Here is a 13,459-nt window from a genome sequence, read left to right on the forward strand (position 1 = left end):
GGCAAAAAACATAACGACGCGCGATCCGGAATTGGAGGAAGACACCATGACTACCCGTTCGAACGCCCCCCAGGGCATCAGTCGCCGCACCTTTCTGAAGGCCGGCGCGACCTTGACCGCCGCCGCGCCGTTATGGAGCGTGTCGCGCCGCGCGCTCGCCGCGCCCGAGTTCTCGTACAAACTCGCGACCGGCCAGGACCCGACGCATCCGGTCAACATCCGCGCGCAGGAAGCGATCAACCACATTCGCGACGCGACCAACGGCCGTCTCGACATCAAGCTGTTTCCGCAGAATCAGCTAGGCTCAGACACCGACCTGCTCTCGCAGGTGCGCAACGGCGGCGTGGAATTCTTCAACCAGGCTTCGTCGATTCTGGCGACGCTCACGCCGGCCGCCGGCATCGTCAATACCGGTTTCGCGTTCAAGGATTACGACGCGGTCTGGAAAGCAATGGACGGCGACCTCGGCAATTACATTCGCGCGCAAATCACCAAGTCCGGCATCGTGTCGGTCAGCAAAGTGTGGGACAACGGCTTCCGGCAGATCAGTTCGTCCACGCGTGCATTGCGCGCGCCCGCCGATCTGAAGGGCTTCAAGATTCGCGTGCCGCAGGCGCCGATGCTGACCTCGCTGTTCAAGGCGCTCGACGCGGGACCGGCGCCGATCAACTTCAACGAACTGTATTCGGCGCTGCAAACGGGCGTGGTGGAAGGTCAGGAGAATCCGCTGCCCATCATCGCCACCGCCAAGCTGTACGAAGTGCAGAAGTACATCAGCCTGACGTCGCACGTGTGGGACGGTTACTGGATTCTCGGCAACCGCGCCGCGTGGGAACGTCTGCCGGCCGACATTCGCGCGATCGTCACGCGCGAGTTCGAGAAGGCCGCGATGCTGCAACGCGCGGATATCGCGAAGCTCAGCAACTCGCTGCGCGACGATCTGAAGTCGAAGGGCATTACCTTCGTCGACGTGGATCGTGAAGCGTTCCGCGCCGCGCTGGCCAAGACGAGCTTCTACCGCGACTGGAAGGGCAAATACGGCGACGAAGCCTGGGGTCTGCTGGAGAAGTCCGTCGGAAAACTGGGGTAATGCGATGACCACGATCTTCTATTCGCACGACGCGCAGCACCGCTTCGCCTGCGCGCTCGATTCCGCGCTCGGGCATCTGGTGGAAATTCCCGCCGCATTGCTGGTGCTGGCGGAAATCGGCGTGCTGCTGGCCGGCGTGACGAGCCGCTACGTGCTGCATGCGCCGCTCGTCTGGTCCGACGAACTCGCGTCGATGCTGTTCCTGTGGCTCGCCATGCTCGGCGCCGTGATCGCGTTGCGGCGCGGCGAGCATATGCGGATGACGGCGCTGGTTGGCATGGCGTCGCCGGGCGTGCGGGCGTTTCTCGACGTGGTGGCGATCGCCGCGCCGATCGCGTTTCTGGCGATGGTGGTCGGCCCCGCGATCAGCTTCGCGCAGGACGAGTCGTTTATCACCACGCCCGCGCTCGAACTGTCGAATTCGTGGCGCGCGGCCGCTTTGCCGATCGGCTCGGCGCTGATGCTGCTGGTCGCCGTGGTACGGCTCGCGCGCATGGGCAACTGGCGGCTGATTCTGGCCGCGCTGGCCACCGTCGGCGCGCTGGTCGGCGTCTTCGTTCTGCTCGGGCCGATGTTGCGCGATCTCGGCAATCTCAACCTGCTGATCTTTTTCGTCGGGCTCGTTGCGCTCGGCGTATTGAGCGGCGTGCCGATTGCATTCTCGTTCGGGCTCGCCACCTTCGGCTACCTCGCGCTCACCACCAACACGCCGATGCCGGTGGTGGTCGGCCGGATGGACGAAGGGATGTCGCATCTGATTCTGCTGTCCGTGCCGCTGTTCGTGTTTCTCGGCCAGTTGATCGAGATGACCGGCATGGCCGCCGCGATGATCGCGTTTCTCGCGAGCCTGCTCGGCCATGTGCGCGGCGGTTTGTCGTATGTGCTGGTCGGCGCGATGTATCTGGTGTCCGGTATCTCGGGTTCGAAAGCCGCCGACATGGCCGCCGTCGCGCCCGTGCTGTTTCCGGAGATGAAAGCGCGCGGTGCGAAACCCGGCGATCTGGTCGCGCTGCTCGCCGCGACCGGCGCGCAAACTGAAACGATTCCGCCGAGCCTCGTTCTCATCACGCTCGGTTCGGTGACCGGCGTGTCGATCTCGGCGCTGTTCACGGGCGGCATGCTGCCTGGCATCGTGCTGGCGTTCACGTTGTGCCTCGTCGTGCAATGGCGCTACCGGCGCGAGGATATGTCCGGCGTGAAGCGCGCGACGCGCGGCGAGATTCTGCGCAAGCTCGTGATCGCATTCCCGGCGCTGGCGTTGCCGTTCGTGATTCGCGCGGCCGTTGTCGAAGGCATCGCGACGGCGACCGAAGTGTCCACCATCGGCATTGCGTATGCGGTGCTGGCGGGCCTGCTGATCTATCGCCGCTTTGAATGGAGACGGCTCAAGCCGATGCTGATCGATACCGCGTCGCTGTCCGGCGCGATCCTGCTGATCATCGGCGCGGCCACCGCGATGGCGTGGGCGCTGACCCAGTCCGGCTTCTCGGGCCAGCTCGCGCAAACGCTGGGCGCGTTGCCCGGGGGCGCGGCGATGTTCATGGCGGCGTCGATCTGCGTGTTCGTGATTCTCGGCAGCGTGCTCGAAGGAATTCCGGCCATCGTGCTGTTCGGTCCGCTGATGTTCCCGATCGCGCGCGCCATGCACATTCACGACGTGCATTACGCCATGGTCGTGATCCTGTCGATGGGCGTGGGCCTGTTCGCGCCGCCGTTCGGCGTGGGCTATTACTCCGCATGTGCCGTGAGCCGTATTCACCCGGACGAAGGCATGAAGCCGATTCTGGGCTATATCGCCGCGTTGATGGTCGGGTTGATCGTGGTGGCCGCGGTACCGTGGATCTCGATCGGGTTCCTGCATTGAACCGCTGACACGCGAGGTTGCGTTACGTTGCCCTGAGCACGACGCAACGCGACCTCGCGCAGGCTTGCTCCGCCCGTTCTTTACGTTGCTCCCGTTTCTGCCGCTCTACCCGCTTCGCCGCCGAATCATTCCGTTCGTTCCAATCTATCCGATTGCCGCCGCCCGCCTGGCGGGCTGGCGTAGAGGAGCCTGTTGCCATGTCCACCACCGAAGCCCAGCCCGCTGTGTTCAACGCTTCGCCCGCTTCCCTTGCGCATTCGGGCGCGCCGACGCAAGCCGCGTCGACGCTCGCGCAAACGAACGCGCAACCGCAAGCCCTTACGCTGCCGCTCGCCGACGCGATCCGCTTCCTCTCCATCGACGCGATCCTGCGCGCCGGCGAAGGCCATCAAGGCGTGCCGCTCGGCATGGCGGAAATCGCCACCGCGCTATTCACCCGGCACCTCAAGTTCAATCCCGACGATCCCACGTGGCCCGATCGCGACCGCTTCGTGCTGTCGAACGGACATGGCTCGCTGCTGCTTTACGCACTGCTCTACCTGACCGGCTACAGCGCGATTAGCCTCGCGCAGCTTCAGTCGTTCCGCGAACTCGGCTCGCATTGCGCGGGTCACCCCGAATACGAACCGGCGCACGGCATCGAAGCCACCACCGGCCCGCTCGGCCAGGGTATCGCCAACGCGTTCGGCATGGCGATCGCCGAAGCGTATCTCGCGGCGAAATTCGGCCGCGATCTGGTCGATCACTACACGTACGCATTGGTCGGCGACGGCTGTTTGCAGGAAGGCATCGGCCAGGAAATGATTTCACTGGCCGGGCATCTGCAACTAGGCAAACTGATTCTCTGCTGGGACGACAACCAGATCACCGACGACGGCAGCACCGCGCTGTCGATCAGCGAAGACGTCTGCGCGCGCTTTCGGGTCGGCGGCTGGCAGGTGATCGAAGTGGACGGGCACGATCTGGAAGCGGTATCGGCGGCATTGACGATCGCGCGTGCGGACCCGCGACCTTCGATGATCGCGTGCAAGACCGTGATCGGCCGCGGCATTGCGCGCTTGCAAGGGCAGCGCGGCGGGCACAGCGGCAAGCTGTTCCAGGCCGACGCCGACGCGGCGCGCGAACAGCTCGGCTGGCCGCATGCGCCGTTCGAGGTGCCCACCGAGGTCCTGAACTCGTGGCGCGCCGCTGGGCAACGCAGCGACGCGCAACATCGCGCATGGCAGGCGCGTGTCGCCGCGTTGCCGGAGGCGCAGCGCGCCGAGTTCAAGCGGGTGCAGTCCGGCCATCTGCCGCAAGGCTGGCGCGACGTGCTCGACGACTATCGCAAGCGCGCTGTCGAGTGCAACGAAGCCCAGCCCGGCATCGCCGTGTCGGGTGAAATCAGCGACCTGCTCGCGCCATTGCTGCCGGAGCGCATGGTCGGCTGTGCCGATCTCGAAGCGCCCACCGGCCACAAGCGCCAGTTGCACGCCTTCACCGCCGCGGACCGCAGCGGCGCTTACGTTCACTGCGGCGTGCGCGAACATCTGATGGGCGCGATGGCCAACGGCATGGCCGCGCATGGCGGCGTGATCGCCACCAGCGTCACCTATCTGGCGTTCTCCGACTATCAACGGCCCGCCATGCGGATGGCCGCCTTAATGGCGTTGCCGGTGCATTTCGTGTTCAGCCACGACTCGATCGGCGTCGGCAAAAACGGGCCGACGCATCAGCCCGTCGAAATCCTTGCGTCGCTGCGCGCGATGCCGAACATGCGCGTGCTCCGCCCCGCCGACGCCGTGGAAGCCGCCGAATGCTGGGCGCTCGCGCTAGAACACCGCCATGGTCCGAGCACGCTGGTGTTCGCGCGCCAGGCGTTACCGTTGGTGCGCCGCGAACATAGCGCCGAGTCGTTGTCGAGACGCGGCGCTTACGTACTCGCCGAAGCGGACGGCGCACCGCGCGCCGTCACCCTGCTCGCCACGGGTTCCGAAGTGGCGCTGGCGTTGCAGGCACGACGTCGTTTGCAGGACGAAGGCATTGCGACGGCGGTGGTGTCCATGCCCTGCTGGGAGATCTTCGACGAACAGGATGACGCCTACCGTGCGGCGGTGCTCGGCGCGGGCACGGTACGCGTGGGCGTCGAAGCGGCGTTGCGTTTCGGCTGGGATCGCTATCTCGGCGAGCGGGGTGGCTTCGTCGGGATGACGGGATTCGGTGCGTCGGCGTCGGCGGAAACGCTGTATGAACACTTCGGCATCACCGCGGAATATATCGTCGCTGAAGCGAAGCGGCACCTCTAAATCATCGGGGACATGACCATGCATAAGATCGTTTTTCTCGACCGCGCGACGTTGGCGCCGCAAATCGTGTTGCGCGAGCCGCGCTTCGATCATCAACTCATCGAGCACGATCGCACCACGCCGGATCAGGTCCTTAAACGTTTGGCGGGAGCCTCGATTGCGATTACCAACAAGGTCGCGCTCACCGAAAACCTGCTCGCGCAGTTGCCGGATTTAAAGCTCGTCGCGGTTGCCGCGACCGGCACGGATTGCGTCGATAAAGCGGCATGCGAACGCCTCGGCATCGCGGTCAGCAATATTCGCGGCTATGCGATCAACACGGTGCCCGAGCACACCTTCGCGTTAATCCTCGCGCTGCGGCGCAATCTGATCGCCTATCGCGAGGACGTACTCGCCGGCGAGTGGCAGAAGTCCGGGCAATTCTGTTTCTTCACGCACCCGATTCACGATCTGGCCGGCGCCCGGCTCGGCATCATCGGCGAAGGGGTATTGGGGCAGCGCGTCGCGGAAATCGGCAAAGCCTTCGGCATGCAGCCGATGTTCGCCGCGCACAAAGGCCGCGAAGGGCTCGGCCCGTTGTACACGCCCTGGGACGAAGTGTTGGCGACCAGCGACATCGTCACCGTACACAGTCCGCTCACGCCGCACACGCGCAACATGCTGGCCATGCCCGAGTTTCGTGCCATGCAGCGGCGGCCGCTGCTAATCAACACGGCGCGCGGCGGACTGGTCGATGAACACGCGCTGGTGCAGGCGCTCGACGAAGGGCTGATTAGCGGCGCGGGTTTCGATGTGACGGCGGGCGAGCCACCGGCCGACGACAACCCGCTGCTGCGCGTCGCCGGCCGGCCGAATGTGATTTTGACGCCGCATGTGGCGTGGGCTTCGGATGAGGCGCAGCAGGGCCTGGCGGATCAGTTGATGGACAACATCGAGAACTTTGTCGCTGGGACGCCGAGTCATCTGGTGCGCGGGACTTATTGAACGAAGACGAAGACGGACGCGGTGCGTCGCCCACGCGCCGCTGTCCCGATCCGCTCACAGCAACCGGAAAATCACCGGCACCAGCACCGCCGACGTGCAGCCCATCAGCGCCATGCCGAGCGTGGCGAAGGCCACGGCTTCCGAGCCGAACTCGAGCGCCCGCGTGATGCCGAAGGTGTGTGACGTCAACCCGAGCGTGAAACCCTTTACCGCCGGATTGTCGATACGAAGCGTCTCGAGCAGCAACGGCGTCAACGTCACACCAACCAGCCCCGTGACGAATACACCGAGAATCGTCAACGGCACGGACCCGCCGATCTTGCTCGCCACCGACAAAGCAATCGGCGTCGTCAGCGATTTGGTGCTGAGGGCGCGCTCCATCAACGGACTCAACCCGAAGCCACGCCCCAGCAGCAACGCACTGCCCGTGACGGCCGCGCCGCCGAGCAAGGTCGCGAGCGCAATGCGCCACAGCACCGCTCGCGCCTTGTGGACGTTCTCGTAAAGCGGCACGGCCAGCGCGACCACGGCTGGCCCGAGCAGGTCGTGCAACGGCGCGGTGGCGTCGAAATACCGGTCATACGGCAGTCCGGTGCCCAGCAGCGCGGCCACCAGTACACTGGTGGCGATCAGCACGGGTTGCAGTATGGGCAGGTTCCCCGAACGCAGATACAGCCAGTTGCCGGCCGAATAGGCGGCAAGGGTGAGCGCGATAAGCCCCAGCGAAATCGTGGCAGTCGTCATGGCCAGGCCTTAGCGTTGTGGAATGGAAGACACAAGCGGATCGGTGTCGACGCCCACCCGCTGGCCCAGCAGCGCGTGGGCAATCCAGGCCGTGGCGAGACTACCTGCCACCAGCGCGAGCACCAGCACGCCTACAAGGCCAGGAATGCCGAACGGCACACCCTGAATCAGTTCGACCACGCCGACGCAGGTCGGCACCAGCATCAACGCGAGGTAACGCAGTAACGTTTCGGCTGGACCTTTGAGCGGAGCATCCACCTTGCCGCGCGCGACCAGCAACGCGAACACCAGGCCGAGCCCGATGATCGGCCCGGGAACCGGCAGCGCGAAACGCGTCGACAGGTCGTTGCCGACCAGGTACAGGGCAATAAAGAAGGCGAAACCGAACATGATGAGAGCGCTCTATCGAAGACGGCGCCGTGATGGCACCGAACCTCAGCACTGTGACATCGGCCGGTCAAAGCGAAAAGCGAGCATTTCGCAACCTCGGATTAGTTTTGTTTGCGTCGGGGGGCCGACATGACCGCGCCGCACCCGGAAGGCTTTTCACTTTGTCATGCGGACAAACCGGTGAATAATCGCTGTTCGCGCTCTACTTTGGCTACCGTCCGAATTCGATGAAATATCGCTTGCCGCCGTTGAATGCATTGCGGGCTTTCGAAGCCGCCGCACGTCATATGAGCTTCAAGAACGCCGCGGAAGAACTGTGCGTCACGCCCGCGGCGATCAGCCATCAGATCCGCACCATCGAGGAGTACCTCGGCGTCGAGCTGTTTTGCCGCTCGAATCGCACGATCGAACTGACCGAACACGGCAAGCGCTGTTTTCAGGAGGTCACGCTGGGCTTCACGCATCTGACGCGTGCCATGACCTGGGTCGACACGAGCCAGGAATCCCAGCGTTTAGTCATTACGGCGGGGCCGGCCTTCACGACCAAATGGCTCGTGCCGCGTCTGTCGGCTTTTACCGAATTGCATCCCGGCATCAAGACGCGCGTATCGGCTTCGCTGGCGCTGTGCGATTTCGTCAAGGAAGGCGTGGACGTGGCGATCCGCTTCGGCCGCATCGACACCGCGGGCTTGCATGTCGAACGCCTGATCGAGGAATCCGTCGCGCCGATGTGCAGCCCGGCGTTGCGTAACGCGGACGGCAAGCCCCTCACCCCCGCCGATCTCGCGCACGTCCCCCTGATTCACGACGAATCGCTGCGCATGGTCGACCCGGCCGCCACCGGCTGGTCGGCATGGTTCAAGCGGGCGGGTCTGAAAGGCGACGCCACCCGTGGCCTGTTTTTCAATCACGCGGATCACGCGCTGCAGGCTGCGGTCGAAGGCACGGGCGTCGTATTGGGCCGGCGCGTGCTCGCCGCGCCGGACGTACGCAACGAACGCCTGATGATTCCGTTCGGCCCCGAGGTCGCGACGGGCTTGTTCTTTCACTTCGTCACGACGCCGGAGAAAAGCCGGACCGCCACGGTCAAGGTGTTCCGCGACTGGCTGTTCGAAGAGCTGCGTCGTGAAGTGAAGCCGTTAGCGTGGGACGACGGGACCGCCTGAGCGCGTCACCCCTGGCGGAACAGCGCCGAGCCCCACGGTGCGCCGGTCGTGCCGCCATCCACGACGATCTCCGCGCCCGTCATTCCCGACGCGTCGTTCGACGAGAGGAACAGCACCGCCGCCGCGACTTCTTCCGGCGTGGCCAGGCGGCCAAACGGAATGCGCGGTGCGAGCGCTTCTTCGGTACCGTCGAGCGTCGCGCCCTCGCGCGCGCCGCGCGTCCAGATCGGCGTGCGCGTGCCGCCCGGAATCACGGTGTTCACGCGAATGCCGCGTTGCACCAGTTCGGTCGCGAACACTCTCGCCATGCCGGTAATGCCCGCCTTGGTCGCGGAATACGCCGCCGAACCCGGCGAGCCGAGTTCGCGCATCACCGAGCCGTTCAATACGATCGCGCCACCGGCGCTCATCAGCGGCAGCGCGGCCTGCACCGTCAGAAAGACCGCAGTCAGGTTGGTGCGAAGAATCGCCTCGAATGCGGCGGCCGAGGTGCCACCGAGCGGCGTCGGCCCCGAAATGCCGGCGTTCGCGAAGACGATGTCGAGCGAGCCGAACGCGCTGCCGATCCGTTCGAATAGCGTGCCGATGGCTGCTTCGTCGTCGAGATTGGCCGGCACGCCCACTGCGTTTTCGCCTAGCTCGGCGACCGCCCGGTCCAGCTTCGCGCGATCGCGACCCGTGATGACCACACGTGCGCCTTCCGCAATCATCAGCTTGGCCGTGACGAAGCCAATGCCGCTATTGCCACCCGTGATTAACGCTGTCTTTCCCGTGAAACGCATCCTCTTTCTCCTTCATGGCGCCGGCGGCTCGGCCAATGCCACCGCCGCACAACACCTGAAAACGGTTAAGCGGCCGAACGCCGCCACGTAAAAACAGACATCCCGACGATGTCTCACTCGACCATTCTGCATGTTGATCGTCATGCACATTTTCAGTATTATGCTCATCATGCTGATTGTCAAGAGGCGGTGAACGAAATGGGTTACTCGCAGGCACAGAAGGCGGAAAGCCGGCAGCGTGTGCTGGAAACAGCATCGCGGCAAATTCGTGAAGAAGGGATCGGCGCGCTCGGCGTGGCGGATTGCATGCGGCGCGCCGGGCTCACGCACGGCGCGTTCTACGGCCATTTTTCTTCCCGCGACGCGTTGATCGTCGAGGCGCTCGAATACGCGGTCGCTCAGAGCCGGCAGCGCATCGCGGCGCTCAACACGGCGTCGGCTAAAGGCGGAGCCAAGGCGAAAGAGCCCTTGCAAGCCATGGCGGAATTGTTTCTCAGCGATCGGCACGTCAAGGATCCCGGCAACGGTTGCGCGTTGTGCTCGCTGGCCGGCGAAGCACGGCATGCGAGTCCGGAAGTGAGGGACCGTTTGACACAGTACGTCCACTCGTTGACGTCGCAGATCGCCAAAACGCTGGCGGGATCCAGCGAGAGCATGGCGCTCGGTATCGTCGCAACGATTGTCGGCGCGGTCACGCTGGCGCGTGCGGTCGACGAAGACAAACTCGCCAAAGCGATTCTGGCTTCCTCGCTGGCGTTGATCGTTGCGCAGAACAAGGACGCGCGGCAGGTAGCGGCGTAAGGCACGACTCCGTCGCCGCGCGGGCGGTTTCGCTTCAGCGAGGTCAAACCACTTCGACGGATGCAAAGACAACTTAGCTATTAAGCGCTTTGTGAACTAGGATTGCTTCTGCATGTCGTGGTCGTGACGCATGGAACCGGAGTCAGCGCTCAAGCCAACTCGGGTCGACAGGAGACAAAAAATGAACCAACAGTATGGGTCGTTGTGCCCCTGCTGCGGCAGCGCGGAACATCGCGCAATCAGTCGCCGCACGTTCCTGAACCTGATCGCCGGCACCGCTGCCGGTCTCGCTTTACCCTCCGCCTTCGCGGACACCGAAGCCGCACCCGCGATTGCTTACGATTCGATTGCCAATCCCGTTCATTTGCCTAAAGACACCTATTTCGGCGAGTGTTCGGGCGTCGCGCTCAACTCGCATGGACACATCTTCGTGCTGTCGCGCGGCAACACCAACGGTCCGGCCTATGGCGCGGCGGCGGCACAATTGCTGGAGTTCGCGCCCGACGGCCGTTTCATTCGCGAGATAGGACGCAATCTGTACGCGTGGTCGTTCGCGCATACGGTCAAGATCGACCGGCAGGACAACATCTGGGTGACGGACAAAGGCTCCGACATGGTGATCAAATTCACCCCGGACGGCCGCGTCGCGATGGTATTCGGCCGCAAGCAGGAAGCGGCCGACGAAGATACCGCGCCGCTCAAACACCCCAACCCGCCGCTGCCCGCCGAGGACGGACGCTTCCGCCAGGTGACGGACGTGGCGTGGGACGTGGCGGGCAATACGTACATCAGCGACGGCTATATCAACTCGCGCGTCGCCAAAGTAGATCGCGACGGCAACTGGCTCAAGTCATGGGGCGAGCGCGGCACGGGTCCGGGACAGTTTCACACGCCGCACAGCATTGCGCTCGACGCGCACGACAACCTCTACGTCGCCGACCGCAGCAACCGGCGCATACAGGTGTTCGATACCGAAGGTACGTTCCTGCGGCAATTCACGATCGACGTGCCGGTGCCGCCGGGCGCGCGTCCGGCGATCGGCAACATGCCGGACGAAGCGACCTTCGCGGCCGGCACGTTTGCGCCGGGCGCACCGTGGGCCATCTGCATTTCGCCGGGACCGAATCAGGTGCTGTACAGCGCCGACGGTTATCCGGGCCGTATCTACAAGATGACGCTCGACGGGAAAGTACTCGGCGTGCTCGGTCAATCCGGCAAACAGTTGAAGCAGTTCGGCTGGATTCATCAGATGGCGTGCCCGTCGGAGAACGTGTTGTTCGTCGCCGAATTGTTGAACTGGCGGGTGCAGAAGCTGGTGTTGCATGCGTGAATTCACGCCGCACGCGGCGGCGCGCGCAACATCGTCCACAGTAGATACGGTCCGCAGATCAACGCGGCCATCAAACCCGCCGGCATTTCGTCGGGGAACAGCAGCATGCGTCCGAGCCAATCTGCCAGCACCATCAGCAGCGCGCCTGCGGCGGCCGCCGCCAAAAGGTGCTCGCGCGCCCGGCACACGCCCAGCGAACGGGCGAGATGTGGTGCCATCAACCCGACAAACGACAACGGTCCGATCAGCAAGGTCGCCGTAGCCGTCAGCAACGCCGTCAACAACAAAACCGCGAGACGCGCGACGTCGACGCGCACGCCTAGTGAGCGACTCGTGCCTTCGCCGAGAGAAAGCAGTTCCAACCACCGAGCAAGCAACGGCGCCGCACCCAGACCGAATACCGCGACGACCACCGCCACTGCCGCCGCAATCGGATCCACGTAATACGTCGAGCCGACCACGAAATTCAGCAGCAACACCGCGCGCGGATCGCCGCTCGCCGTCACCGCGCCGCTGACGGCCTGAAACAATGCGCCCATTGCCACGCCGATCAGCAACAGCCGCTCCGGCGCATATTTCGCGCGATGTCCGAACCACAGCAACAGCATCAACGTGACGATCGAGCCGACGAGACAGGCGCCGAACAACTCGATCGGCCCCGGCGCGGCAAAAATGAACACGGCGGCCACAATGCCGAGTGCGCCGCCCGAACTGACGCCAATCAGATCGGGACTGGCCACGGGATTGCCGGTCGTGCGCTGAACCAGCACACCGGCGAGGCCCAGCATGATGCCCGCCGTCACCGCCGCCGCCGTGTGCGGCACATGCCAGAACGCCAGCGCGCCGAGCTGAGCGGCACTCGTCACGTGCCAGCCATTCAGGCCGCGTCCGAACATCAGCGAGAGCACCGCGACCAGCACGGCGAGCAACGCCACCACCGCGATCAACCGCGTGGGGCGGTTGCGCCGGAAGGCCGTCGAACCACCCAGCCTATCCGCGCGTAGATCCGGGCGCGACTTGAGTTGCCGCAACAGCCACAGCAGCATCGGCGCGCCGAACAGCGAGGTGACGGCGCCCGTGGGAATGAGTTGCGAACCGAATACGCCGCTGATCGCCACCATCTGCACGACTTCGTCGGTGAGCCACAAAAGCGTTGCGCCAAGCAGCGGCGCCCAGACGAGACGCTGCTGGAAACGCCGGGCGCCGGCGAGACGAGCCAGCGTCGGCGCGGCGAGGCCGATAAAGCCGATCACGCCGACCGCGCTGACCACGCACGCGGTCAGCGCCACCGCGAGACCCAATGCGGCGAAGCGGGTGCGCAGCAGCGAAACGCCCAATCCGCGCGCGGTGCTTTCGCCGGCTTCGAAGAGACTCAGCGGACGCCGCAACAGATAAATCGCGACCGAAGCGAGCGCGAGTCGCTCGAACAACGCGCCGCTTGCCTGCCAGCCGTGCTGATCCAACGCGCCGCCGCCCCAGATCATGAGTCCGGTGAGCAATTGAAAATGCGAAATCGCCAGCCCGAGCGTGAGCGAGCCGCAATACAGACTCACGATCATCCCGGACAGGATCACCGACAGCGACGCGAGCCGTTGCCGCCATGCGAGGCCGAAGACCAGCAACATCGCCAATGCGCCGCCCACCAGCGCGATCAGTTCGCGCTGATTCGCGGCGGCGGCCGGCGCCCAGATCGTCGCGATCGTCAGCGCGAGATAGGCGCCGGGGAAGATCCCCAGCGTCATCGGTTCCGCGAGCGGATTGCGCAGCACCTGTTGCGCAATCGCGCCCGCGAGTGCGAGCGCCGCCCCGCAAATGAGCGTGATGGCGATACGCGGCAATGCGCTGTCATGCACGATCAGTTGATGCAGATTACCCGGCTCCGGTGTGACGAGCGCGGACCAGAGACTCGAGCCCGCGAGTTGCTTCTGCAACACCCACACGGTCAACGTCAAGGCGGCCAGCACCAGTAGCGAGATCAGCGTTGGCAGTCTGTTTTTCGGTTCCGATGTCACTAACCGCGGTC

The 13,459-nt window shown here is 64.6% G+C and carries 11 protein-coding genes; 7 read left to right on the forward strand and 4 right to left on the reverse strand.

The features are described from left to right. Positions 1-46: 46 nt before the first annotated feature. The 4 genes from B0G83_RS32745 (at position 47) to B0G83_RS32760 (ending at position 6,223) form a co-directional block, all read left to right on the forward strand. Positions 47-1,090, forward strand: a complete 1,044-nt coding sequence (locus B0G83_RS32745; RefSeq protein WP_105511544.1) for a TRAP transporter substrate-binding protein — start codon at positions 47-49, stop codon at positions 1,088-1,090. Positions 1,091-1,094: 4 nt separating this feature from the next. Then, positions 1,095-2,954: a TRAP transporter large permease subunit gene (locus B0G83_RS32750; RefSeq protein WP_105511479.1), complete on the forward strand. Its 1,860-nt coding sequence runs from the start codon at positions 1,095-1,097 to the stop codon at positions 2,952-2,954. A 197-nt stretch (positions 2,955-3,151) separates the two neighbouring features. Further along, the gene (gene tkt / locus B0G83_RS32755) at positions 3,152-5,239 is read left to right on the forward strand and encodes a transketolase (protein WP_105511480.1); all 2,088 of its coding nucleotides are present in this window, start codon (positions 3,152-3,154) and stop codon (positions 5,237-5,239) included. Between the two features lie 18 nt (positions 5,240-5,257). After that, positions 5,258-6,223: a D-2-hydroxyacid dehydrogenase gene (locus B0G83_RS32760; RefSeq protein ID WP_105511545.1), complete on the forward strand. Its 966-nt coding sequence runs from the start codon at positions 5,258-5,260 to the stop codon at positions 6,221-6,223. A gap of 54 nt (positions 6,224-6,277) precedes the next feature. On the opposite strand, the gene B0G83_RS32765 is transcribed toward B0G83_RS32760, so the two are convergent. Continuing rightward, positions 6,278-6,967: an LrgB family protein gene (locus B0G83_RS32765; protein ID WP_105511481.1), complete on the reverse strand. Its 690-nt coding sequence runs from the start codon at positions 6,965-6,967 to the stop codon at positions 6,278-6,280. A gap of 9 nt (positions 6,968-6,976) precedes the next feature. Beyond that, positions 6,977-7,357, reverse strand: coding sequence for a CidA/LrgA family protein (locus tag B0G83_RS32770; RefSeq protein ID WP_105511482.1), 381 nt, complete (start codon positions 7,355-7,357; stop codon positions 6,977-6,979). 227 nt (positions 7,358-7,584) lie between these two features. Here B0G83_RS32770 and gcvA point away from each other — a divergent pair, with 227 nt between their 5' ends. Continuing rightward, entirely contained in the window at positions 7,585-8,523 is a 939-nt protein-coding gene (gene gcvA / locus B0G83_RS32775; RefSeq protein ID WP_105511483.1) for a transcriptional regulator GcvA, read from the forward strand. Between the two features lie 5 nt (positions 8,524-8,528). On the opposite strand, the gene B0G83_RS32780 is transcribed toward gcvA, so the two are convergent. After that, positions 8,529-9,305, reverse strand: a complete 777-nt coding sequence (locus B0G83_RS32780) for an SDR family NAD(P)-dependent oxidoreductase (RefSeq protein WP_105511484.1) — start codon at positions 9,303-9,305, stop codon at positions 8,529-8,531. A 198-nt stretch (positions 9,306-9,503) separates the two neighbouring features. Here B0G83_RS32780 and B0G83_RS32785 point away from each other — a divergent pair, with 198 nt between their 5' ends. Further along, positions 9,504-10,106, forward strand: a complete 603-nt coding sequence (locus tag B0G83_RS32785; RefSeq protein ID WP_105511485.1) for a TetR/AcrR family transcriptional regulator — start codon at positions 9,504-9,506, stop codon at positions 10,104-10,106. 181 nt (positions 10,107-10,287) lie between these two features. Then, positions 10,288-11,436, forward strand: a complete 1,149-nt coding sequence (locus B0G83_RS32790) for a peptidyl-alpha-hydroxyglycine alpha-amidating lyase family protein (RefSeq protein ID WP_105511486.1) — start codon at positions 10,288-10,290, stop codon at positions 11,434-11,436. A gap of 2 nt (positions 11,437-11,438) precedes the next feature. On the opposite strand, the gene fhuB is transcribed toward B0G83_RS32790, so the two are convergent. Then, positions 11,439-13,448: a Fe(3+)-hydroxamate ABC transporter permease FhuB gene (fhuB, locus tag B0G83_RS32795; protein WP_258168424.1), complete on the reverse strand. Its 2,010-nt coding sequence runs from the start codon at positions 13,446-13,448 to the stop codon at positions 11,439-11,441. Positions 13,449-13,459: the final 11 nt, after the last annotated feature.

The sequence above is a fragment of the Paraburkholderia sp. BL21I4N1 genome, from assembly GCF_002973525.1.
Classification (GTDB): Bacteria; Pseudomonadota; Gammaproteobacteria; order Burkholderiales; family Burkholderiaceae; genus Paraburkholderia.